Here is a 24,673-nt window from a genome sequence, read left to right on the forward strand (position 1 = left end):
CGATCTTGGAGTTTCACGGTGTGGCAGCATGATCAGCGGCCTTGCTCGGGGCTGTGAGGCCAATGGCTCCGTGTCAGGTCCGCTTGAGGCTCGCGATCTCGTCAGAGAGCCGCTGCACGTGGGCGGGGTCCGCGTCCCGGGCGAGGGCGACGTAGTGGTCCATGACGGCCGGCCGGTAGCGCACGGGCAACGTCTGTCCTGGGGCGAGTCGGGTGAGCTCGGTGATGGTGAGGTCTTCGTCTGCGATACCGCGGAACGAGATACCGCCGACGGTCTCCACATCGAACATCAGGACCACGCGTGGACTGCCGTCGCTGCTGACCTCCCGCCAGTTGACGAGAACGCCGAGCGCAAGCGCCCCCGTACGCAGTTCCGCGTTGCGCTTCCGTGCATCACTGCTCAGGAGCGGGTTCGGGGTGACGCCCGGGAAGTCGGGCCCGACGCCGAGCGATTCCCGACTCAGGTCGGGCCTGAGCTGCGCCATCAGATCGGTGAGCTTCAGATCGTTGAGCTTCTTCTTCCAACCGAACATCCTGCCCCCTCCCTCACACCGGTGCCGGGATGTCGGCCTGGCGCCTCGCCTTCACTGCGATTGTATGGGTGCTCCTGCACGCGAGCCAGCAGATCGACCGCCCCGCCCTGCGCCTCCCGCTGGTCGCCCGCACGATCCGCGGCCGCGAACTGGCCACCGGCGCCGTGGTCGGCGTCGCCCGGATCGCCGACTGCCACCAGGACCCCGACACCTCTATTGGTCATCGCGGCATCACAAGTTGCCCAATGAGTACCGCAAGGGCGGCTCGGCGTGCCTGGTTGCGTTCACGACAACGGTTCCAGCTCCACTAACGCGTTGCACGCACGCTGTGTGACGCGGGTGGTCTGGTCACGGACCCGACCTGCACTGAAAGCCGACAGAGGGCAGCCCGTCGGTCGACGTACCCTTCGGCTATGTCACGGTCTCGCATCTCGTCGGCCACGAGAGCCGAACTGGACGCCGAAATAACCGACTTCGGGGAGGAGCTGGCCGGGCACTCTCATCTTCTGCCGGGTCCAACGCATGATGAGGCTCTGCTGAGCGATTACACCGTGGCGCTCGACGCGTACGAAGAGGCGAAACGTGTCCTCGGTGCTGCGCGGACAGAGGCAGAGGCCCGTTCGTCCGTACGGCGGGTACTGGACACGGGGCGGGAAGCCCTCAGGCGGGTCGACAGCTTCGGAGTCCGCGAGGCACCGAAGTCCCCGCTCTGCTTTTTCGACCCGAAGCACGGCCGCTCCACAGCCAGAGTCCCTTGGGCGCCGTCCGAAGGTGCGGCCCGGCTGGTGCCCGTGTGCGCGGCCGACGCCGTCCGGCTTCAGGGGGGTCGGTCGCTGCGGGGGGTCCATCGGCCCTCACGGAATCAGCGCGGGAAGCGGAGTGAGCGTGATGAGCGGCACCCGCGGCGCCGTGTCGTACGCCTCGACAGTCCAGGGCCACAGGAGTTCAGGCATCACTGGACCTCCGGGTCTCCCGCTGTGCTCGTTCTGCGTGCCGTTTCCTACGGGAAGCCCATGTCGACCGCTCTTCGGGAGATGCGCCGAGGGAGTACCGGCTTTCTCGAACCTCGCGACCTGGTGCTCAAAGCGCGTGGTGACTTCTCTGCACGACTGCCGTTCCCGTGGAGAGGCGGGTCTGACGGTGGTACGGCGTACCGGGTTTCAGGCGGCAAGTCTGCCCGTGGAGGAATGCGCTCCCGGGCGCCTTACGACACCACCGACTTCGATGTGGACCGCATCCCGTATTGGGAGACCTGGCTGGAACCCATCAGTGCCTGCCGGGAGTTCAGTACCTCGATCAGCGGTGACGGCTGGGACGTCATCCGCTACACCGGAGGCAGGGCCACCGCCCGCGTCACTCATGGCGGACGGAGTGGAGAGACCGTCGTGGCCCGACTGGACCGCCAGTTCCACCCGAAGCAGAGGCTGTACATCGCCCGTCGACCAATCTTCGGCGGTGCTCTTCTGGCTCTGCCGCCGAAACCGGCGTGGCTGGCTGTGCAGTGCGACGGCACCTGGTCTCTCAACATTGGCACCGATGAGGCCGGGCCGCCGACAGCGGTGCGGGTGATGTAGACCGACCGGCAGATCGTCTCGTGGCTGATCCGCATCTCCGGGTCGTCGCCATGATGCAGCCGCAGATGCCCGACTATCTGCTCCGGTGACCACTCCTCCCGCACGCTGACCGACTCGCAGGACCTCCACCGCCGCCACAGAGCGGCTTCATCTCATCCGACATCCCCGGCCGACCCAGTCTTGCCACTTGTACCGCCCTCAACCTGCACTGTTTGCCTGACCGGTTGAACCTAAGCCCATCGAGTTCTTCGTCGCCCTGGCCGGCGCCATCGTCACCGTCCACTGCCATATCCGACGCGCTTGGACGCTCTACCGCTGGGACACCCGCCCACGAAACCCCCGCATCCGATGGCCTGCTGGCGGACGCCCTTGGGTATTCCGACGTGGCGCGCCCGGTCAAGAAGCCTGGGCGCCAAGGATGTTGGACAGGCCGAGGCCGATGTCGCGGCCATGGCCGCGTACCCGGTTGGCCAGCCCGTCCTCCATCACCTCGGCGAGGCGGGCGAGCGCGTCGAGCACCGCCGCCCGGTCCGTGCCGAGGCCGGACAGTATCTGCGCCTCGATGGAGAGCTGACGTGGGAACAGCTCGTCGATGGCCTGCTTCCCGGACTCCGTGATGGTCACCAGCGCGGCCCGCCGGTCGGCCGGGTTGGGAGTGCGGGCGATATGGCCGCGCTTCTCCAGCTTGGCCAGCGTCTTGCTGACCCCGGCCCGCGACATTCCCATGTTGTCGGCCAGCCGGCGGGCGATGGACGGCTCGTTCGCCCAGCGGAGCGGGATGAGCAGGTCCGCCTCCGGCGCGGTGAGCGGGGCGCCCTCGTAGAGCGGTTCGAGGGCGCGGTCGAACAGCGAGGACACCTGCTTGACGAGCGCCACGACCTCCATGGCGGAGGCGTCCAGTCCGGGATTGCGGCTGACCCACTGATCGCGGACACCATCGGGATGGGACTGCACCAGCACTCCTTTGTTAACCAGTGAACCATCGGTTATCTTTCACTCCATGCTAACCCCTTCCCCCGCCTCCGACGAGGCGGCGTCCCAGGCTGCGCCGCCCACCCCGCTCGCCTCGCCCCGGCAGGTCTCCGCGCTGGTCGCCGTGCTGGGCGCGCTCACCGCCGTGGCTCCGCTGGCCACCGACATGTACGTGCCCGGCTTCCCCTCGATGGGGGCCGCGCTGCACGCGAGCAGCTCGGCCGTTCAGCTCACCCTGACCGCGTTCCTGGCCGGACTGGTGGTGGGGCAGCTCCTGATCGGCCCGATGAGCGACGGCTGGGGCCGCCGCCGGCTCCTGCTGTCCGGAGTCGCGGGCTTCATCCTCTTCTCGCTGCTCTGCGCCGTCGCTCCGAACGTGGAACTCCTCACCGCGGCCCGGTTCCTCCAGGGCGTCGCGGGCGCGGCGGGCATGGTGCTGGCCCGAGCGGTCATCACCGACTGCTTCCGGGGCGCGGACGTGCCGCGCTACTTCGCGCTGCTCTCCCAGGTCATCGGCATCGCACCGATCGCCGCACCCGTCATCGGCGGCGCCGTCCTGTCGTTCTCGACCTGGCGGACCGTCTTCCTGGTCCTCGCCGTGATCGGCGCACTGCTCCTGGCCGCCGTACTGCGCAAGGTCCCCGAGACGCTGCCGCCCGAGCGCAGGCACAGCGGCGGACTGGCCGGCACCCTGCGCACGATGGGCACACTCCTCACCCACCGGGCCTTCATGGGGTACGTGCTCGTGCTCGGCTTCACCTCTGCGGCGCTGTTCGCCTACATCAGCGGATCCAGTTTCGTCTTCGAGAACGTGCACGGCGTCTCGGCCACCGTGTACTCGCTGATCTTCGCGTCGAACGCGGTGGGGATGCTCATCGCCGGTGCCACGTTCGCGCGGCTCTCCCGCCGGGTCCGGATGAACACGCTCCTGACCGCCGGGCTCATGGTCTCCGGTGCCGGCGCCGTGGCGCTGCTCGTGGTCCCGGCCCTGGCCGGGACGACCCTCGCGGCCACCTGGATCTGCCTCTTCTTCACCATGGCCGGCATCGGGCTGGTCTTCCCCGCCACCATGAGCATCGGCCAGACCCTGGGGCGCGTTGCCCCGGGTGCGGCCTCTGCGCTGCTGGGCGGCCTCCAGTTCCTGTTCGGCGCGCTCGCCTCACCGCTCGTCGGCGTCTTCGGCGAGGACACCGCGACACCCATGGCCGTCATCGTGCTCACCGCCCTCGCCCTGGCGGGCCTCGCCCTGATCCTGCTCGCCCGGCCGTGGCTGAGCCACGGCGAGATCACCGCCGAACCGGCCGAATCCGCGGAATCCACCGAGACGGCCTGAACCGCTCCCGCCGGGGCGCCGGGCCGGTCCCGTAACCTCTGCGCCCATGGCTGACGACGGCGTGAGGGAAGAACCTGTGGACGAGAACCGCATGAGGGCGCGCGAGCTGGGCATACCCCTGACCGGTGAGCCGGGGCCCTGGAACGCGATCACGGACGTGCCCGGTGTCGAGGTCGGCTATGTGACCCTCTGCGAGGGCGACGACGTACGCACCGGAGTGACCGCGCTCCTGCCGCGCGGCCGGGACGGTGTGGGCCTGCCCTGCGCGGCCGGCTGGCACTCGTTCAACGGCAACGGTGAGATGACCGGCACCGCCTGGATCGAGGAGAGCGGCTCGCTCGCCGTGCCGGTGCTCATCACCAACACGTACGCGGTCGGCCCGGTGCACCGCGGCGTGATCGAGTGGGTGCGCGCCAACTGCCGGGGCATGGCGCCGGAGTGGCTGCTGCCGGTGGTCACGGAGACCTGGGACGGCCACCTCAACGACATCCACGGCGCGGCCGTGGAGTCCGGCCACGCCGCGGCGGCCATCGAGGCGGCGGCCACGGGCCCGGTCGAGGAGGGCTGCGTCGGCGGCGGGACGGGGATGCGCTGCTACGGCTTCAAGGGCGGCTCGGGGACCGCGTCACGCGTGGTGGAGTACGGCGAGGACCGCTACACCGTGGGCGCGTTCGTCCAGGCCAACTTCGGCGCTCGGCGCGAACTGGTGGTGGCCGGTGTGCCGGTGGGCCCCGAACTGCCCGACAGCCCCGGCCCGGCACCGGAGGGCGAGCGCCAGGTGCCGCCCGGTGCGGGTTCGGTGATCGTGGTGGTGGCGACGGACGCCCCGCTGCTCCCGGGACAGTGCAAGGCGCTGGCCCGCCGCGTCACCCTCGGCCTCGCCCGCACCGGTACCACCGGAAGCCACTTCTCCGGGGACATCTTCCTGGCCTTCTCCACCGCCAACGAGTCCGCGCTGACCAGCACGTTCCCCTCCGACGACGGCAGCGCCCCGTACGAGTCGATGCGCTTCGTGCCGTGGGGCCGGATGGACCCCTTCTACGGCGCGGTCGTCGAGTCGGTGGAGGAGGCGGTGCTCAACGTGCTCACCGGCGCCCACTCGATGACCGGCCGCGACGGCCACCACGTCCGGGCGCTGCCGCTGGACAGGGTGTCCGAACTGCTGGCCGCACGCGGGGCGGGGTCGGCCTGACCGGACCCGGAGGCCCCGGACCGGCGATCGAACAGGCGGCACGCCGTGCGTCACGGCACGCGTGCCGCCCCCGGCACCACGCGCATACCCAGCCCCCGCACCCGGTAGATGCACGTGTCGTCGCCCCACAGCGACGCGTCCGCCACGGCATAGGGCCCCCGCGTGTCCGTGCCGCTCTCCACGATGTCCATGTCCACCCGGATCAGCCGGTTGGCCGGGGTGATCTGGCCGCGGTACGTCCAGACCGCCTCGCGGCCGGGCAGCACCGGTTCGAACCGGGGGTGGGGGACGCCGTCGGCGGCGCCGCGTTCGAGCAGGTGGTACTGGAGCAGCTGGCACATGGCCTCGATGCCCAACGAGCCTGGCTGCACCGGGTCCTGGAAGAAGTGGGCCCGGAAGAACCAGGCGTCCGGGCGGACGTCCTTCTCCGACCGGAGCCGGCCGAGTCCCGCGCTTCCCCCGTCCGGCCAGTACCCCGTGATCCGGTCCAGCATCAGCAGCATCGGGCCCGGCAGGCGCGGCTCCCCGGCGCAGTACCGGGCGGGACGGGCGGTCAGGTCGACCGTGCGGCCGCAGGGCTCGTCGAGGCCGGCCCGGTCCTCCGCCGACGTCGGGAGACCCTGCTGGTCCTCGAAGGCCGACCGGGGGAAGTAGCCGAAGACCGTGGAGAGTTCGAACACGGCCACGTCGTCGGCCGTGCACGTCACCCGGAACGACTCGATGATCATGTCTCCGCTGCGCGAGACACGCGTCAGTTCGGCCCTGGTACGGATCCTGCGCGTCGCCGGGGTGATCTCGCCGGTGACCGTTCCCGACCCGTCGAGGTTGCGGAACAGCAGGTCCGTCTCGCTGGTCGTCGCGCTGCCCACGTACGAGGCCAGCCAGCCGCAGGGTTGCAGTGCGACCTCCATGAGGACGGCGAACGGCATGGCGCGGCCGCCGTTCTGCTCGAAGTACCACGCCCGGTCGGGGACGTCGTACTCGGCGACGACGACGCTGCCCTCCCGCATTCCAGCCTGCGGCCCGTCCACCGAGACGATCCGGCTCATGAAGTGGTACGGCGGGCCGGGAAGCCGGGCCACCCTGCGGGTGCCGTCGAAGGGTTCGTACATGGCGCCGAACGCCTCGCTCGGCCGGCCCCAGGCGCACGCCAGCAGCGAGGCGTGGTCGAAGGGGAGCCCGTCGGCCGCCACGGCCACCGGCTTCTCCTCCACGTGCCCGGCCAGCCCGCCGAGCCGCGGGAGCGGCACCGGGACCCCGTCGGCCTGCACGGCGGGCGGGCCCGAGTGCCGCCAGTACGACAGCGGCCAGTCGGGGACCAGCCGGAGCGCCATGTCGCGGCCCAGGAACGCCTTCGCCCCGTCGACGGAGCCGAGGACGTCGGCGTGGAGCGTCGGGACCGGCCCGGCCGAGACGCCGCGTACGAACACCTCGTAGACGACCCGCCGGTCCTGCGGGGTCGCCTGGCCCCGGCACATCGCGCTGGAGGGATGCTCACTGACCGGTTCGAAGCGCCAGCCGTCCCGGTCGATGGTGAAGCCCATGGCCGCCAGGTAGAACGCCATCGCCTGGAGACCGCCCTGGAACATCAGGGTGCCCGGCATGCAGGGGTCGTTCTTGAAGTGGCCGGAGAAGAACCAGTCGTCCGGGGACAACGACGTCTCGGCGCGCAGATATCCCCGGCCCCACGGCCCTCCGGCCGGGTCGAACGCGGTCACTTCGTCCAGCAGCAGCAGTCGGCCCTCGTCGAGACCGGGCGAGCGGACGTGGGCCGCCGTCGCCTCCCAGCCGGGCCCGAAGCAGTCCGCCGGCCGCCCCTGCGCCAGGGCCCGCACCCGGTCCGTACCGAAGCGGGCCGATGCGCAGCGCACGGCCGGAGGGTCGAGCGGCAGGCCGTCGCCGGGGGCGTGCTCGGCGGGGTCCCAGCGGACACCACCGCTGCCGGCGAGCTCCGCGGGGGTGAAGAACCCGGCCCGGCCCTCGCGGACACTGAGCCGCAACTCGCCGTCCACGTAACAGTCGTAGTGGAAGAAGGCCAGCCGGACGCCGTCGGCCTCCGCGTGGCCGTCGACATGGATCTCGAAGCTCAGGGTGTCGCCGGCCTCCGGCGGGCCGCCGTGGAACGTCACCTCGCAGCCGAGCAGCCGGTAGGCGCGCTCGCCCCGGTTGAGGAGGTCGACACCCAGCCAGCTGAGCAGGAGCAGATCGGCCTGGCCCGCCTCGATCAGCAGGCCGGCGGGCATCCGCCCGGTGGAGTCCAGATACCAGTCGCCGGGCAGGACATCGGTCTCCGTCCAGATCCTCCCGTCCGTGCGGACCGGACCCGGCAGGGCGAGCGCTCCGGGCACCGCGTCGATGCCGGTGACCCGGTCGGCGAACAGCATGGGCGGCTCGGGCATCCGGGTCTGCACCGCGTAGCCGTCCTGCTCGGCGAAGAGCGGACCGAACAGGGTGGAGATCTCGCGGGAGGCGAGGTGCTCCAGTTGGGCGCGGTCGAACGTCGGCCCCGGCTTCGGGCCCGGAACGGGCGGCGCCTCCGCCGGGGGAGCGGGCAGCGGCAGCGGACGGGACGCGGAGGAGCGCACGAAGGCCGGGGGCGCAGGCGCGGTGGGGCCTGGCGGCCGTACGGGAGCGGGGCCGGGCCGGGATCCCGTCGTGCCGGCGGCCGTCAGCGCCGTGACGGCGAGCGCGGACACCCGCAGGAACCGCTGATGGGCCTCGGTGTGCGCGGCCATGACCTCCTGGTGCAGCGCGGCGGCCCGCAGCGCCTGCCGGGCGACCGCGGTCCCGACCCCTGAAGTCCCCGGCTCCCGCGCGCCGTCGGCCGGCGGCCGGGACCGCTGTCCCACGGTGACGGGGGAGGGTACGGCGACGGCGGCCGGGGCGGAGAGGCGTTCGGGCTCCCGTTCCGCCGGGGCGGCGAAGTGGCCAGGGGCCCGGTCCGGTGCGGCGGCGGAACAGGTGGGCAGACCGGGGCCCCGGTCCGGTACCGGGGCCAGCTCGGGGGCCCGGGGCAGAACGGTCACAGCAGGCTCCAGGGGCGGTAGGCACGGAGACGGGGGCACGGGAACAGTGACGGTGGGGCCGGGCTCCGGGAGTTCGGTCGCGGCCCCGGCGAGCCGGGCGAGCAACGCGTCGGCCCGCACCGGCACTCCGGCGACGACGAGTTCGCCGACCGCGACGCACAGGTGCCGCAGCCCGGTGTCCCCCGGGGCGTCCAGCGCGACGGCCACATGCTCCCGGTCACCGAGCACCCGCTTGATCCAGCCGGTGCACAGCTTCCGCGGCCCGTGCTCCACGAAGACCCGGACACCGTCCGCCCACGCCTGCTCGACCGTGGCCGCGAAGTCGATCGTGCCGAGCCCCTGAGCGGTGATCGCCTCCGCGGCCCGCTCGGCCGTCGGCCGGTACGCCCGCCCGGTGGCCCCGCTGTAGAACCGGACCCCGGGCACCTCGACCGTGGGACGGCGGTGGGTCTCGCGCCACACCTCCCGGACCTCCGCCAACTCCGGTGCGTGGGCCGCCATGTCGTAGTCCAGCTCGACCGCCCGGTCGGCGCCAATCCTGGCGACGACGGCCGCGCACGCCCGTGACTCGCCACCGATGACACAGACCCCGGGCGCGTTCACCGCCATCAGATGGACCGCGGCCTCCGTGGCGAGCTCCGCACGGACGGCTTCCAGCGGTGCGCCCACCAGGTAGCTCGACCACCGGGAGCCCCGGATGCCGCGCCGCCCCCAGTAGCGCCGGACCGCCCGCAGCTCACCCGTGAGTTCGGTCGTGAACAGACCACTGTCCCGGGTGGCTTCGTACAGCCCCGGGGCATCCGGCCAGGCCCCCAGCGCGACCAGCGCCGTCGACTCGCCCGAGGAGTACCCGAGCGCGGCGTCCGGCCGCAGACCGAGCACGTCGCGGCTGAACACGGTGTGGAAGGAGGCCAGTTCGGCGGCGGCCCAGATCTGGCCGAGCACTCCGGGCTCCGCCCGGGACCGCAGCCGCGTACCGAGCGCCCGGTGCTCCTCCCGGACGGCCTCGCCCAGCGACGGCAGGGCGAGCATCAGCTCATGGCCCATGCCCGGGTACGCGGCCGAGCCGTTCGTGTACACGAAGGCGGTCTGCCCGGTGACCGGCCCGTCCCGGTACAGCACGTCGGCCGGGCGGACCCCGCCCTCCGTCAGCCAGCGCCGGGCGGCTTCCCCGCGTTCCGCCCGCGTGGCGTCGCCGTCGACCACGAGCGCCAGCCGGGCCGGGCCGGCCGAGGACTCCGTACCGGAGTCCAGCGCGGCCAGCACCTCCCGGCGGTCTGCCCCGGAGAAGACGTGCAGGCGCGGAGCCGGGCCCCGCAGCCACGGCCGGGCGTCACCCGCGCGCAGCCGTACGCTCTCGGCCGGCCCGTCCAGCGGCGTGACCACGGCCCGCGCGGTGTGGGCGACGGCCGCGGTGTCCGCGGGGCCGCCCGTACGGGGTACCGCGCGGTGCTGGAGCGAGAGCGCCGCGACCGCGACGGACACCAGCCCGGACGCGGCATGGGCACGCCCGAAGGCCGACGCCGGATCGAACACCGTGCCGGGGCCGTCGCCGATGACCACGTCGGGCTCGTCGGCGTTCCCCTCGTCCCCGTCCCCGTCCCCGTCCCCGTCCCCGTCCTCGTTCTCGTCCAGCAGGGCGACGACGGTGTCGCCGTCCCTGCGCGCGGCGTCCAAGGGCTTGAGGACCAGGACGACGGCCGCGTCCCCGGGCTCGTCCTCGTGGCCGAGCTCCCGCAGGGCGGCCCGGTGGACCGCCTCGCAGGACAGGTCGGTGGCACCGACGAGAGCGGCGTCGGCCTCCCCGGACCGGATGGCACGAGCCGCGATCTTCAGGGCGACCAGCCCGGACGCCTCCTCCGCGGACACCGTGAAACCGGGCCCCGCCAGATCCAGTTGGGTACTGATGCGGTTCGCCGCGAGGTTCGGCATGCTGCCCACCACGCCCTCCGCCGTCATCGGGGGAGTGAACGCCTCCCGAGCGGCATCCGCCGACGGACCGGTGACGGGCACCCCCGACTCCTCCAGCCAGAACGGCACCCGCCAACGGGCACCCGCGCGCGCCACCTGGGGGTCCACCCCGGTCCCGATGACCACCACGGTCCGCTCACGGGGCAGGCGCACCTTCCGCACGGCTTCCCGGGCCGCCTCCAGCACCAGGAGCTGATGGGGCACGGCCCGCGCCAGGGCCAGCGGCGGGAAGCACAGATCCGTCAGCTCCACGGCGATGTCCGCGACGGGACCGCGCCGTTCACCACCCAGCACCGCCCGGCGGAAGTCCTCGGCGGACGTCCCCTCGCCGACCCGGGCACCGATGGCGACGATCGCCACCGGTACCGGCGCCGCCGGTACGTCGAGTGCCGGCACCGGTACGGCGGAGGCCGACACACCGCGTCGCACTGCGGACACGGGAACGGCATCCGGAGCATCGACGATCACGTGGGCGTTGGTCCCGCCGAATCCGAAGGCGCTCACCGCCGCCCTGCGCTGCCCCGCCCACTCCTCCGGCCCGGTCAGCACCCGCAACGGGGTGCCCGCCAGCACGTCCAGCGGCTGTTGCGCGCCGAGCGTCGCCGGGCGGACCCCCGCACGCATCGCACCGAGCACCTTCAGCAGCCCCGTCACGCCCGCAGAGGCCAGCAGGTGCCCGACGTTCGACTTCGCCGAACCGATGGGCACGTCGTCGCCCGCCCCGAAGACCCGGGCCATGCCGCGCGCCTCCACCGCGTCCCCGACCGGTGTCCCCGTCGCATGGCACTCGATGAGCGACACCGACTCGGGAGCGACGCCCGCCACGTCGTACGCCAGGCGCATGGCCCGTACCTGGCCCTCCTCCGACGGGCTGATCAGCCCGGAGCCACGCCCGTCGTTGGACAGCCCCACACCGCGGATCACGCCGAGCACGGGCAGGCCGGCGGCGCGGGCCGCGGACAGCCGCATCAGAGCGACGAACCCGGCGCCCTCGCCGTGCACCAGCCCGTCCGCGTCCCGGTGGAAGGGGCGGCTGCGCCCCGTGCGGCTCGTCGCGGACAGCCCGCAGAACCCCACGTGAAGGTAGAGGGGATCGGGGCGGCTGACCGCACCGGCCACCATCAGGTCGGCCGTGCCGTCGTGCAGCCGGTCGCACGCCAGCTTGATCGCGTACAACGAGGACGCGCAGGCGGCGTCCAGCGACCACGCCCCCGCCCCGAGCCCGAGCGCGCGGGCCGCGAGCCGGGCGGGCAGCCCGGAGGAGAAGCGGTTGCGGGCGTCGGGGCGCGCCCGGCGCTCACCCGTCAGCAGCGCGTCACGGAGCGGTGGCCGCTGCCCGGACAGCCAGACGTGCTCGGCGAAGGCCGCCCCGGCGGGTGTGGGGTACGACAGGTTCCCCAGCACCAGACCCCCGCGCGGCAGCGGGCCCGCGCGGCCCGCCTCCGCGAGCGCCTGCCGCACCCCGTACAGGACCCAGTGGAAGAGGGGGTCCAGCGAGGCGATCCGCTCCGGTGCGATCCCGAAGCCGCCCGGATCGAAGACGTCCTCGAACCCGTGGACGTACCCGCCGACATCGGTCCAGGTGCGGTCGAGGTGGTCGTCCACCGAGCCCATGGCCCATCGGCGCGGCAGCCGCCAGCGGCCTGCCGGTGCGGCCGACAGGCTCAGGCGGCCGGCGGCGATGTTCTCCCAGAACGTGTCCGGGTCCAGCGCGCCGGGCAGCACACAGCCCCGGCCGACGACGGCGATCGGTTCGAAACGCATGCGGGTCTCACTTCACGGCAGGGCGGAGGCCGAGGACGAGGACGGGGACAGGAACGGGGTCAGGAGGGGCGGCGGACGAGTTCGACACCGATCAGTTCCAGCCGGACGGACCCGTCGGCGTCGATCAGTGCCGCGTCGCAGCGCGCCCCCGTGTCGTGCGCCTTCCGCCCCCGCACCACGCATCGCACGGTGCCGTCCACCGGGCCGCGCCGGTGCACCCTGCACTCGGCGACAGCCATCGGCAAGGTCGCCGCCCCGAGCACCTCCGCACCCCAGAGCAGGGCGAGTTGGAGCGCGCCGTCCACGGCGGCCGGATCGAGCGGCCCGTGCTCACCCGCCCAGTCCAGGGCGCGCAGGCCGGCGACGGTCGCCTCTGCTCCGTGTTCCGAGACACCGAGCACCGTGCGCAGCGCGTGGAACCGGGGGCCGTGGAAGAGCACCTCCCCCTCGTACCACGCGGCCCGGTCGAGCGGCTTCAGGCCGTCCGGGGCCTCCCACGCGGCCGCGTCGGGCTCCACGGCCCCGGTGTCCAGGACGGCCCGGAAGTGCGCCAGGCCGTCCTCGCCCCGCAGTTCCGCCTCCAGACCCGAGGGTGAACCGGGCGCTCCCAGGCCGCCGAGCACGGTGATCCGGTGTCCCGCGCCGGGCAGTTCCGGCAGGGCGAACTTCTTGTACACCCGCAGATCGCGCAGGACGAGCGGCCCGGCGGCCGGCAGCCACGCCGCGCCCGCGGCCGCGAACCAGTTCAGGACCAGCGCCACGGGCAGCACGGGAACCCCGGCCGGCGCGTGGTCGGCCAGCTGCGGCCACGTGTCCGAGCGGACCAGCAACTGCGCGCGACGCGCATCACCGGCCGGGGACAGGGCGGCCGGATCGGCCCCGGCGGCCAGGACGACGCGGGCCTCACCGGCGGTGCCGTCCAGCTCGGCCGTGAAAGCCGCGGCGCCCTGATCCAGGGGGATGAGCGGGACCCCGGACCGGCCGAAACGCGCGGCCAGGGCGGGGGTGACCATGCCACCCTGCCAGGGGCCCCAGGCCAGGCAACGCACCAGGCAGCCGGGGCGGCGGGCCTGCTCGGCCGACGCGACCTGGTGGAGGATCTCGTTGGCCATGGCGTAGTCGCTCTGCCCCGGGTTGCCGAACACGGCGGCCACCGAGGAGAACAGGCAGATGGTGTCCAGGGGATCGTCCGCCGTCGCCGCCAGCAGCGCCCGCAGACCGTCCACCTTGGTGGACATCACCAGCTCGGCCTGCTCGTCGGTCTTGTCGGCGATCCGCTTGTCGGCGAGCACTCCCGCACCGTGCACGATGCCGGTGACCGGCCCCCACGTCTCGCGCACGTCGCGCAGGGCCGCACCGAGGGCGTCACCGTCGCGGGCGTCCACCCGGACGTACCGGGCCGTTGACCCCGCGGCCTCCAGCCCCGCCAGGGTCGTCCGTACCTCGCGGGCGGCCAGGATGTTCCGGGCCCGCTCGGCGATCCGGGCGGGCGAGGAGTCCGCCGCGTCCCCGGCGGAGCGTTCCGCGAGCAGCCGGGTGAGCGCCGGTTCGTCGGTCGCCGACGCCAGCCCGTCGGGCTCGGCGGTCAGGTCCGTCCTGCCCAGCAGGACGATCCGCGGACGGTGGGTCCTGGCCAGGTCGAGCAGCGCCGCGGCGGTCACCCCGCGGGCCCCTCCGGTGGCCACGATCACCGACGCGGACGAGATCCGCCGGGTGCCGCCCGGCGTCACCGGCTCGGGCACCATGCGCGGCAGGGTGCGGCTGCCGTCCGCGCGGAGACCGACCTCCACGTCGGCCCCGCCTTCGAGCAGTTCCCGCACGATCGCGTCGGCGACCTCCTCGTCGCCCCGGCCGCCCCGCTCGCAGTCGAGGACCTTGACCGAGGCGTCCGGCCACTCCTTCGCCGCGGTCCTGGCCAGCCCGGCGACCCCGCCCAGCCAGGCACGGCCGGGCGCGTGGCCTCCGAGCCCGAAGTCGCCCCCGGTGTCCTGAACGGTCACGAACAGCCCGCCGCCTCCAGCCGCTTGTGCCGCCACCGCACGCGCCGCGCGGAGCGCGGAGCGGTGGACCTCCCGCGCCTCGTCCGGTGCCTCGCTCGCGGTGAGCCCGCCGAGGTGGACGACACCGCGAGCGTCCGCGGGCACCTCCGCCACGGCGGTGGCGTCCACGCCGCGCTCCGTCAGTTTCCGGGCGACGAGGCCGGTGATCCCGCACCCGCCCGTGCCCCGGCCGGTGACCATGACGGGCCCGTCCAGCAGTCCCGCCGTGGCCAGCCCGGACGCCGGCGACTCCACCGCGCGCGGTACCAGCCTCGTCAGCGGCGTCTCCTCGCCGGACCCGGCGTACTCGCGGGCCTCCGGTACGGCGGGGGTGACCGTGTCCGCGCGGGGCGCGGGCACGTCGTGGGTGGCCGGTCCCGGGGTCTCGGGGGACGGGGCGCCGGCGGTGAGCGTGTCGACGATCTCGCGCAGCGTACGGAGCTTGCCGAGCTGCCCGACGTCTCCCGTCGCCACGTCACCGACCTGCCGGCGGACGACCGACAGGATCTCGACGCGCTTGATGGAGTCGACGCCCAGATCCGCCTCCAGCTCCATGTCCAGGTTGAGCATGGTGGCGGGGTACCCGGTGAGCCGGGCAACCACCGACAGGAGCAACTCCCCCAGCTCCGAAGGCGACAGGGGCGAGGCATCAGCGACGGGAGCGGGAGCCGGTGCGGCCTCGACGGGCACTGGTACCGCTACGGGTGCTGCTGCCGGGACAACGGGCGCGACGGGAGCCGGCGGTGCCACGGGGGCTGGTACGGGGGCCGGCACGCGCCGCGGCGACGCGGCGCGGGGGAGCGGCAGCGGCGCCGCGGGAGCCGGTACGTCCATGGCCCCACCCGTGTGCGACACCCCGAGCATCGCGGCCAGGGTCGTCTCGGTCATCCGGAGAAAGGCCATGTGGCTGTCGGTCAGCATGCGTTGGACGGCCGCGTGGGCCTCCGCCGTCTGCCGCTGGACACTCTCGACGGCGGCGAACCAGTCACCGTCGACGCCGCCCCCGGCCTCGTGCACGGGTGTGGGCTCCGGCTGCCAGGGGGCGGAAGCCGTTCCGTACGCCGCCGGCTGCGGGGGGTGGACGGGGGCGGGGGTGTACGCGGGCATGGGGACCGCCGGGGTGTCGGACGCGGATACGGGTACGGGGGCAGGCCGGGGCCGGCGTTCCGGCTCACGTTCCGGAGCGGGTGGCGGTTCGGCGGGCGCGGCGCGGGGCAGGGGCAACCGGCCGTGGTTCGCTCCGCTGATCTTCACGGTCATCCGGGGCTCGCGCTCCTTCGCTGGGGTTCCGGGCGGGGTGTACGGCGCCCAGAGAGCGTCGAGATCGAAGGGGACGCCGCGTACGGCGAGTTCGCCGAGCGCGGCGTGCAGGGTGTCGGCCCCGGGCCGGGCCGGCCGGTCCAGGGGAACGGCCGCGTGCTCGCGGTCGCCGAGGATCTGCCCGACCAGGCCGGTCAGCGCGGTGCCCGCACCGACCTCGACGAAGGTCCGTACCCCCGCCGCGTACATCGCCTCGATCTGGTCCTGGAAGAGCACGGGTGAGGCGAGATGAGCGGCGATCCGGCGGCGCACCTCATCGGGGGACGACGGGTACGGCGCCGCGTCCGTGTTGCCGTAGACCTCGATCCGGGGCTCCGTGAGCGGCACCGTGCGCAGGTACGCGGCGAGCGGCTCGACGGCCGGGGCGACCAGCGGGCTGTGGAAGGCGGTCGACGTGGCCAGCCGGCGGGTGTCGACACCCTCGGCCGAGAACGCCTTCCCGGCCCGCACGACCGCCTCCACCGACCCCGAAAGCACCACTTGGCGCGGGGAGTTGTGGTTGGCCGGCCAGATGTCGCCGAATCCTCCACCGGCCAGCACCTCCGCCACGTGCGCGCGGTCCGCCGCCACCGCCAGCATCGCGCCCGGGGTGGCCGCCGCGTCCCGCATCAGCTCGCCGCGGCGACGGGCCAGACCCACCAGCGACCCGGCGTCCAGCGCACCCGCGCAGTGCAGCGCCACCAGCTCACCGAAACTGTGGCCCGCCACGCAGTCCGGCCGCAGCCCCAGCTCCCGCACCACCTCCAGCAGCGCGAGCGCGTGCACCGCCAGCGCGGGCTGCGCCCACTCGGTGGCATCCAGCAGGGTCCGCCTGGCGGTGCGTTCCTCGTCGGTGAAGGCGGGAGGCGGGAACACGACCCGGTGCAGGGGCTGCCCGTCGAAGCGGGTGCCGCCCAGCCGGTCCCACACGGCCTGAGCGGTCGGCGCCAACATCGCGAGATCGGCTCCCATCCCGACGTACTGGGACCCCTGGCCCGGGAACAGGAAGCCGATGCGGCCGGGCGCGGCCTCCCCGCACGCGTACCGCACACCGTTGGGCGTCGAGAACGCCGTGTCGGGTCGCTGCCGGATCAGCGCGACCGCCTGCGCGCACTTCGCCCGCAGGTCCTCGGTATCGGTGGCGACGACGGCCAGCCGCACCCGGGCGGCGGGCGAGAAGGCGGTGTGGCTCTCCCGCGCCAGCGCGGCCAGCGGCCGTCCGTCGTCCGTCCGCGGGGGCACCAGGTCCGACGGGGAGGCGCCGCTGAACAGGACGAGCTCGCTCGGTGCGGAGCGGTGGCGCAGGGCCGCACGGCCCCGGGCGCCCGAGGGCTCGTACTCCTCCAGCGTGACGTGGAAGTTGCTGCCTCCGAAGCCGAAACTCGACACCGCAGCCCGGCGCGGATGGCCCGCCGGCCGTACCCACGGGCGGGTCTCCGTGTTGACGTAGAATGGGCCGTCAGGGGCGGCGGCGGCCGGGTTCGGCCGTTCGACCTTGACCGTCGGCGGCAGCACCTTGTGATGCAGGGCCATGACGGCCTTGAGCAGCCCCGCCGCACCCGCCGCACACTTGGTGTGGCCGATCTGCGACTTGACCGAGCCGATCGCGCACCACTGCCCGTCCGTACGGCCCGACGCGCCGAACACCTCGCCGAGCGAAGCCAGTTCGGCGGTGTCCCCGGCCTTCGTGCCGGTGCCGTGCGCCTCGACCAGCTCCACGGTCTCCGGTCCGTAGCCCGCTACCTCGTAGGCGCGTCGCAGAGCCCGCGCCTGGCCGGCGGGCAGCGGGGCGTAGATCGCCGTGCTCCTGCCGTCGGACGACGTGCCGATGCCCCGGATCACCGCGTGGATCCGGTCGCCGTCACGCTCCGCGTCGGACAACCGCTTCAGCGCGTACATGACGACCGCTTCGCCGAGCATGGTGCCGTCGGCCGCGGCCGAGAACGGCCGGCAGTCACCGCTGGGGGACAGCGCGGGTGTCTTGGAGAAGCACAGGAACATGCCGATGTCGTTCCCGGTGTCCACGCCTCCGCTGATCACCAGGTCGGCCCGGCCGAGGGACAGCTCACCGACCGCCGTCGACAAGGCCGCCAGGGAGCTGGCACAGGCGGCGTCGGTGGTGTGGTTGATGCCGTGCAGATCGAACCGGTTGGCGATCCGGCCCGCGACGACGTTGCCGAGCAGCCCGGGGAAGGACGATTCCTGCCACGGCGCGAAACGGGCCGAGATGCGGTCGCACACGGCCTGCGCCTCGGCCTCGCCGAGCCCGCCCTCCCGCAGCCCCGCGAGCCACACGGGGCGTTGCGTGCGCCCGTACATGTGCGGAAGGAGCTCCAGGGCGGCCGCGCCGAGGACGACGCCGGTCCGGTCCCGGTCCACCCCGGCCAGACCGCCGGCGTCCGTCAGCACCTGGTCGGCGACCATCAGGGCGAGCAGCTGGGAGGCATCCGTCGCCGGCAGGTTGGCGGGGGGCACCCCGTAGGCCATCGGGTCGAAGTCCACCTCGGAGAGGAAGGCGCCCCGACGGGCGTACGTCTTGTCCGGGGCGGCCGGGTCCGGGTCGTAGTGGTCCTCCACCCGCCAGCGGGAGGCGGGCACCTCGGTGATCAGGTCGCGGCCGCCGGTCACGATCCGCCAGTAGCCGGCCGCGTCCTGCGCGCCGGGCACCTGGGCGCCCACACCGACCACGGCGATGGGGACCTGGCGAGGGGCGGTTGCGGGCACGGGCTCTCCTGGAGGTCGGGCTGTCGTCGCTGACGCCTCGGCGGCGCCGGTGCCGATCACGCCAGCTCGCACGGCACGTAGGTGAACGCTTCGGACGGCAACGGAACCCCGTACGTGCGCAGTTGATGGGCGCGGGTGAGCACGGCGGCCCCTTCGAGCAGGTTGAGCGCGATCTGCACCACGGACCGCTGCGCCGGGTCGGCCAGGGACGTGCCCGCCACCCACCGGTTGAACGCGCCCATCGCCGGCCCGCACCAGATCTGGTAATCGGCCCGCCGCGCCCCCTCCCCGGTGATCGCCCACCGGCTGGAACCGCCCAGGTACCAGCGGAAGACCAGGGCCATGCGGTGCTTCGGGTCGGTCTCCGCGCGGGTGATCTCCGCAGGATCGCGCTCCTCCCAGAACGCACGCGTGTGCTGCCAGATCTCGTCGAACGGGGCGCGCAGCACATCGCGCTCGATCGAGGTACGCAGCACGGACGGGATCTCCTCCAGCGAACCGTGGGCCCGGTACGCCGCGTGGAGCCGGCCGGCCCGCTGCGCGAACATCGTTCCCCGGGAGAGCACTTGCAGCTTCACGCCGAGCTCGAACATGTCGGCCGCCGGCGCCATGGTCACATCGGAGATGTCGGCGTCGCAGAGCATCGCCTTCGCCTCGTCGGACAGGCCCGCCTCTGTGGCCGTCTGGTTCACCGACCCGACGACCACGTAGGCCGCGCCGAGGGCGAAGGCCGCGGCCACCGCCTCCGGTGTGCCGAGGCCGCCGGCCGCGCCGATCCTGACCGGCCGGCGGTAACCGAAGCGGCGGCACAGCGTGTCGCGCAGGGCGGCGATCCTCGGCAGCAGGGCCGACAACGGCCGGTTGTCGGTGTGCCCGCCGCTGTCCGCCTCCACGGTGATGTCCTCGGCCACCGGCACCAGGGCCGCCAGCTCCGCCTCCTCCCGGGTCAGCTTCCCCTGGGCGACGAGGGGGCCCAGCAGTGCGGGTGGGGCGGGGGAGAGGAACCTCTCGGCCACCTCGGGCCGGGAGACCTTGGCGAACAGACCGGTACGCCGGACGACGCCGCCGTCCGCGCCCCGGCGCAGCCCGTGGGCCGAGCACAGCACGACCGCCGGGGTCAGCTCCATGAACGCCGACGCGGAGATCCGAGGGACACCGCAGCGCAGCAGCAGCTCGGCGACGCGCGACTCCAGCGCCGGCTCGGCCGGTGAGTGGATGAGGTTGACGCCCCAGTTCGGCCGGGATCCCAGCTCGTGCCCCAGCGTGTGCACGGCCCGCTCCACGTCGGGGTAGGCCAGACCGCCGGCGCCGAAGAAGCCGATCATCTCCGCCCCGGCCATCGCCGAGACCATCCGGGTGGTCGCGATGCCGTTCGCCATCTCACCGGCGACATAGGGAAAGCGGACGCCGTGCGCCTCGCAGAAGGTGCGACCGCCGAGCCACTCGGGGTACAGCGGCGGCAGCGTACCGAGCACCGGAACGCCGGGTACGGGGCCGGTCGCGAGCCCCAGCTCACGGCCGTCCGGCCCGCTGACGATGTGGACGGGTTCCCGGATCCGCCGGGCACGGGCCGTGATCCCCTCGGGCGAGAAGACCGGCGGGGACGCGGCGGGGGAGCCGGGAACTGCGAGGACGGACACGGAGAGGCTCCAACGGGAGAGGACGTCTGCTGGTCAGGCGTACGAGGCGGAGGAGAGGAGGGCCGGGGGGATGTCCGGCGACCCGGGGAGGGCCCTGTCCCGCGGGGCCAGACCGGACCAGAGGTAGTCGAGGCCCACCGGGGCGGAGGCCGCCGACGGCCCCAGCCGCGTCCTGACCCGGGTGTCGTCGAACCGCCGCCGGTGGGCGAGGTAGGCCGTCATCCCCGGGTAGTAATCCAGCAGCGCCTCCAGCGCCGACGGGGCGTCCGGCCTGGTGGCGACCAGGTCGATCGAGAGCGGGACCAGCCGTTCCAGGAGGGTCACGACCGTCGGTACGGGCACATCCCGGTCATGGACGACGTGATACGTGTCGACCCCGCCCGAGGGCGCCAGGCCGGCCAGCCGCACCATGACCTCGGCCGCGTGCTCCACCTGCAACAGGTTCAGCCGGCCGTGCGGATGCCCCACCGTGCGGACACGGAGCCGGCCGGCCGGGCCGGGGCTCGCGGGGTCGGCGGCACGGCACGCGTCACGCAGGATCCGCTCGATGACCAGCAGCGGATGCGCGGGCAGCTCGGGGTGCGGCGGCAGGTCCGTGACCAGGATGCTCGGCCGCAGGACCAGGGCCGGGCGGCCGTGCTCCCGGGACCACGCGTGTACCAGCAGCTCCGCCTCGTACTTGGACCGTTCGTAGGCGTTCTCGAAGCCGCGGGCATCGTCCAGCTCGTCCTCGTACGCCACTCCGTCCCGCCGGGCACCGGCCACGAACGCGGTGCTCACGTGGTGGACCGCGGGCAGCTGACGGCCCGCGGCCGCCAGCTCCAGTACGTGCCGGGTCCCTTCGACGTTGGTCCGGCGCAGCTCGGGAAGGTCCCCTTCCAGATTGATGCTGCCCGCGCTGTGCCAGATCGCGCCGAGGCCGTCGGCCAGCTTCTGGAACGTCCGTCCGGACAATCCCAGCCGCGGCAGTGCCAGATCGGTCTCCACCACCCGTAACCGATCCGGCAGCCCGGCGGTGAACTCCTCTGACGCGCCCGTCAGTTCGAAGAACCGGCTGATGCGGTGCAGGGCGTTCCCCGAACCCGTGTGGGCCAGGACCGTCACCGACCGGTGGGTGTCGAGCAGACGACGTAACAGGCGCAGTCCGAGAAATCCGGTGGCGCCGGTGAGGGCGACGTGCACGAGTGCGGCTCCAAGGGCAGTGAGAGGGGCGGGCCGCGACCGCGCGCGGAGAACGGGGTGCCGCCGTGGAGGCGAACGGAAGCGGGGGAACGGGACGCCACCGGCCGTCCTGCGACGCGGGGTGTCACTGGCGGTCGCACCGCGCACGGTGCGGCCGGTGCTCGCCGGTCCTCCGACGCCCTCTGTCCCGCCGGGGTTCCTCAGGCCCTCCCTGGGCCCGGTGACCTCCGGCGCACGGCACACAATGTCAGACGGCGGGCGGGGCGCGAGCCCTGATTCCCTCCGCTCACCCGAACGAAGTACGCCGTCCCGTGAACCGTGCGGGGGCGGTCGGAAACCCATCCTCCTTTCGAGGGAACTTGCCGGCGGGGATGCCGGATCGGCCTGCCCCCGCCGGTCTGCCAGGAGTACGGCCGCCGAGGCCGGAGCGGGGCGCGGATGCCGGACGGCTCCGCACCGGACGGGGGTCATCCTGGTGCTCGGCCGGTGCGGACAGCGCTGCGCTGCGGTCGGCCGGGGGCGGGGTGGGCCGCCCGGCGCGGTGGCCTCCTGCCGTACGTCCGCTCGCGTTCCCCGCCCTTCCTGCCGTCAGCGCGCCCGTCCCCGGCCCGAATCGGAGCCCCGAAACCCCATGTCTGTTCCAGAGCAGTCCACCCGGTCCGACCCGTCCGGCCGGCCCGGTCGGTCCGTTCCTTCTCCCCGCCACCCCACCCACTCGGTCGACCGCGCGTTCCTCAGCCTGGAGCGCCGTCGGCCCGACGTCCGCTGGGACGCCGGTGGCGTCGCGTACCTCAGCGGTCCGCCCCCGACCCTGGCGGGCCTCCGCGCGCACGTGGGCTTCCGCCTCCGCGGGCTGCCCCTGCTCACGAGCCGGGTCGAGGGCGGTCGGCGGTCCCGGTGGCAGCCGGACGCGGATTTCGCCGTCGACCGGCATGTGCACGAGGTGGTCGCCGACGGACCCGCCGCGTGGGAATCCGCCCTGCACACCGCGCTCAACGCCCCGTTCGCGCCCGGCGCCTACTGGGGGGTCTGGCTGGTCCACGGCCACGAACCCGACGCGTACGCCCTGTGCTACCGCTTCCATCACGCCTGCCAGGACGGTTCGGCTGCCGCCATGACCTTCCGGGCCGTGCTGGGCGAGGGGGAGCCATCGGCGCGCCCGGTGCCGGGCCGGAGCCGTCGGGCCGGGGTGCCCCGACGGGTGGGTGCGGCTGTCGGGCTGGCCGCGAAGTTCGTGGCCGACTCCTTCGCCGTTCGCGGTCACCGTCCGGGCGCCGCCTTCACCCCCTCCGGGGAACGGCGGCTGTCGCGGGGCCGGGTACCGGCGGACACCCTCCGCCGGATCGGTACCGCGCGTGGCGGCTCGGCCCACGACGTACATCTGGCCGCACTCGCCGGGGCGTTGTCGCTCTGGTCGGCCCGCTCCGGCGTCCCGCTCCCTCGGGTGACGGCTGTGCTGCCCGTCGACGCACGCCGCCCCGACGAGGACCAGACGTGGGGAAACCGCTGCTTCGCCCTGCCGCTGGAGCTGCCGGTGGGGACTGTCTCCGAACACCCGGACGGGTCCCGGGACGGTGACGCGGCCCTGCGGCGACTGGACCATGTCATGGCCGCGACTGGGAAGTTGCGGGGCGAGGCGTGGCGGCAGGCCATCCAGGACCTGGTCCGCTTCATGCCGGGCCGCCCCACCGAGTGGTACCTGCGAAGGATGCTCTCCCCACGCGTCACCAACGTCATGGCCACGTCCATGCCGCTCGCCGAGAAGGGGAGCCTGGGGGAGACACAGGTGACGGGTACCGCCCTGCTGCCCCTGCTCGTGCCCGGACACCTCTTCGGGGTGGGGCTGTCGTTCTTCGGCGACTGGGCCGAGGTGTCCTTCGTCGCCGACCGCGCCCTTCCGCTGGGGGAGCTGCTGCCCGAGCTGTGGGAACAGGCCGTGGCCGAGCTGGAGGGGAGCTCGGCGCCGGTCGGCACCTGAGAGTCCGGGCGGAGCGGATCACACAGCTTCGGACGCCGGAGCGGGACCGGCCACGCCGGACAGGGGCGGGACCGCACCGCGTGCCCGGCGTCTGCCCGCCCGTAGTTCCCGGCGGAGGGCCCTTCGGTAGGAGCGGACGTCGACCTCGATCCCATGACGGTAGGTGGACACGTAGGTCCGGTCGTGGGATCGCCACTCGCGGGCGATCGCCCGCGTCATGTCCGCCGGTGACGGCAGGGCGACCGCTCCTTGGATCAGGTCGGCGATCCATTCCGCCTGCGGTTCGAGCAACGGGAAGGCCTCACCGGCGGGTTGGGCGAGCCCCATGAAGTAGAGCCCGGGAAGCCGGGGCGGCATCGTGCGCAGATAGAGCTCCGTGCGGCCGTCCGGGGCGGCGAAGACGGAGGGGGCCAGGAAGGGGAAGGAGATGGAGTAACCGGTGGCGTACACCACGGCGTCCACGGTTTCGCGGCTGCCGTCCGCGAAGGCCGCCGTGTCCCGGCCGAACGAGCTGACGCCGGGCTTCGGGGTGATCGCGCCCCTGGCCAGCTGGACGAGGAGCTCGTCCGAGGTGGAGGGGTGAGCGGTGAGGGGGCCGCGCTGCGGTTCGGGGAGCCCGTAGTGAGCCGGGGTGCCACGGGTCAGCCGCAGGAGGAGCGCCATCGCCGGCTCCTTGAGGAACCGCGGGAGAACGGACAGCGGGCTCCACACCAAGTGATCCGCCGGCCGGCCGAGCAGCATCTTGGGGAACACGTGCACCGCCTCGCGTGCGGAGAGGAACGTCCGCGCTGCCGTACGGGAGATCTCCGCCGCGATCTCGCACGCGGAGTTGCCCATACCGATCACCAGCACCCGCCGGCCCGCGTACGACTCGGGGGAGCGGTAGTCGTGCGAGTGGACAGCGGGCCCCTCGAAGTCCTCGGACCCGGGCAGGGGAGGGTCCGGGAGACGGGGGTCCCAGTGGTGCCCGTTGGCCACGACCACCTCGCTGTATCGCTGCGTCTCCGCGTCCGTGTCCCCGCGGCGTCGGCGGGCGACCTCCCAGCCGCCGTCGTCCAGGGGCCGCACCGAGGTGACCTCCGTGCCGAGCGCGATGTGGCGGTGCAGACCGAACGACGCGGCGTAGTCCTCCAGGTAGGCGAGGACCTTGCTGTGGTGCGGGAAGACCGGGTAGGTCTCCGGCATGGCCAGCGAGGAGAAGGACATGCTCTCCTTCGAGATGTTCGTGTGCAGCGACGCGTACACCCCCGACATGCCGTTGTCGTTGCCGTACCGCCAGAGCCCGCCGATGCCCGAACCGGCCTCGAAGCAGTCGAAGGGAACGCCGCGCGAGGCGAGGACCTTGCTCGCGGCCAGGCCGGACGGGCCTGCTCCGATCACGCACGTTCTCCGCATGGTTGACCGACCTTCCCTCGTGAGCGCGCGACGTCACCGGTGCGCGCGTGGA

At 73.4% G+C, this 24,673-nt stretch carries 11 protein-coding genes; 4 read left to right on the forward strand and 7 right to left on the reverse strand.

Annotation, left to right across the window (positions count from 1 at the left end):
• Positions 1 to 73 precede the first annotated feature (73 nt).
• Positions 74 to 532 (reverse strand): hypothetical protein, encoded by a 459-nt coding sequence (locus ACIQM0_RS36500; RefSeq protein ID WP_401295026.1) that lies wholly within the window; start codon positions 530 to 532, stop codon positions 74 to 76.
• A gap of 1,013 nt (positions 533 to 1,545) precedes the next feature.
• Between ACIQM0_RS36500 and ACIQM0_RS36505 the strand changes: the two genes are divergently transcribed.
• Entirely contained in the window at positions 1,546 to 2,106 is a 561-nt protein-coding gene (locus tag ACIQM0_RS36505; RefSeq protein WP_401295028.1) for a hypothetical protein, read from the forward strand.
• Positions 2,107 to 2,502: 396 nt separating this feature from the next.
• On the opposite strand, the gene ACIQM0_RS36510 is transcribed toward ACIQM0_RS36505, so the two are convergent.
• Positions 2,503 to 3,060, reverse strand: a complete 558-nt coding sequence (locus ACIQM0_RS36510) for a MarR family winged helix-turn-helix transcriptional regulator (RefSeq protein WP_401295030.1) — start codon at positions 3,058 to 3,060, stop codon at positions 2,503 to 2,505.
• Positions 3,061 to 3,106: 46 nt separating this feature from the next.
• Between ACIQM0_RS36510 and ACIQM0_RS36515 the strand changes: the two genes are divergently transcribed.
• Entirely contained in the window at positions 3,107 to 4,411 is a 1,305-nt protein-coding gene (locus tag ACIQM0_RS36515) for a multidrug effflux MFS transporter (protein ID WP_401295032.1), read from the forward strand.
• Positions 4,412 to 4,502: 91 nt separating this feature from the next.
• On the forward strand, positions 4,503 to 5,603 hold the full coding sequence (locus tag ACIQM0_RS36520) for a P1 family peptidase (protein WP_401295060.1): 1,101 nt from the start codon (positions 4,503 to 4,505) through the stop codon (positions 5,601 to 5,603).
• Between the two features lie 50 nt (positions 5,604 to 5,653).
• Here ACIQM0_RS36520 and ACIQM0_RS36525 read toward each other — a convergent pair whose 3' ends face one another.
• The 4 genes from ACIQM0_RS36525 to ACIQM0_RS36540 are packed head-to-tail and all read right to left on the reverse strand — an operon-like array spanning position 5,654 to position 21,248.
• Positions 5,654 to 12,364, reverse strand: a complete 6,711-nt coding sequence (locus ACIQM0_RS36525) for a beta-ketoacyl synthase N-terminal-like domain-containing protein (protein WP_401295034.1) — start codon at positions 12,362 to 12,364, stop codon at positions 5,654 to 5,656.
• Between the two features lie 59 nt (positions 12,365 to 12,423).
• On the reverse strand, positions 12,424 to 18,426 hold the full coding sequence (locus ACIQM0_RS36530) for an SDR family oxidoreductase (protein WP_401295036.1): 6,003 nt from the start codon (positions 18,424 to 18,426) through the stop codon (positions 12,424 to 12,426).
• A gap of 56 nt (positions 18,427 to 18,482) precedes the next feature.
• Positions 18,483 to 20,066, reverse strand: coding sequence for a PfaD family polyunsaturated fatty acid/polyketide biosynthesis protein (locus ACIQM0_RS36535; protein WP_401295038.1), 1,584 nt, complete (start codon positions 20,064 to 20,066; stop codon positions 18,483 to 18,485).
• Between the two features lie 33 nt (positions 20,067 to 20,099).
• Positions 20,100 to 21,248 (reverse strand): SDR family oxidoreductase, encoded by a 1,149-nt coding sequence (locus tag ACIQM0_RS36540; RefSeq protein WP_401295040.1) that lies wholly within the window; start codon positions 21,246 to 21,248, stop codon positions 20,100 to 20,102.
• Positions 21,249 to 21,879: 631 nt separating this feature from the next.
• Between ACIQM0_RS36540 and ACIQM0_RS36545 the strand changes: the two genes are divergently transcribed.
• A complete protein-coding gene (locus ACIQM0_RS36545) occupies positions 21,880 to 23,226 on the forward strand; it encodes a hypothetical protein (protein ID WP_401295042.1) in 1,347 nt (448 codons plus the stop codon).
• A gap of 18 nt (positions 23,227 to 23,244) precedes the next feature.
• On the opposite strand, the gene ACIQM0_RS36550 is transcribed toward ACIQM0_RS36545, so the two are convergent.
• A complete protein-coding gene (locus tag ACIQM0_RS36550; protein WP_401295044.1) occupies positions 23,245 to 24,606 on the reverse strand; it encodes a flavin-containing monooxygenase in 1,362 nt (453 codons plus the stop codon).
• Positions 24,607 to 24,673: the final 67 nt, after the last annotated feature.

The sequence above is a fragment of the Streptomyces sp. NPDC091387 genome, assembly GCF_044756945.1.
Classification (GTDB): Bacteria; Actinomycetota; Actinomycetes; order Streptomycetales; family Streptomycetaceae; genus Streptomyces.

Excerpts from the sequence above, each read along its gene's own strand:
- ACIQM0_RS36500 (WP_401295026.1), bottom strand. The coding sequence starts at position 532 with ATGTTCGGTTGGAAGAAGAAGCTCAACGATCTGAAGCTCACCGATCTG.
- ACIQM0_RS36505 (WP_401295028.1), top strand. The coding sequence starts at position 1,546 with ATGTCGACCGCTCTTCGGGAGATGCGCCGAGGGAGTACCGGCTTTCTC.
- ACIQM0_RS36515 (WP_401295032.1), top strand. The coding sequence starts at position 3,107 with ATGCTAACCCCTTCCCCCGCCTCCGACGAGGCGGCGTCCCAGGCTGCG.
- ACIQM0_RS36520 (WP_401295060.1), top strand. The coding sequence starts at position 4,503 with ATGAGGGCGCGCGAGCTGGGCATACCCCTGACCGGTGAGCCGGGGCCC.
- ACIQM0_RS36525 (WP_401295034.1), bottom strand. The coding sequence starts at position 12,364 with ATGCGTTTCGAACCGATCGCCGTCGTCGGCCGGGGCTGTGTGCTGCCC.
- ACIQM0_RS36545 (WP_401295042.1), top strand. The coding sequence starts at position 21,880 with ATGTCTGTTCCAGAGCAGTCCACCCGGTCCGACCCGTCCGGCCGGCCC.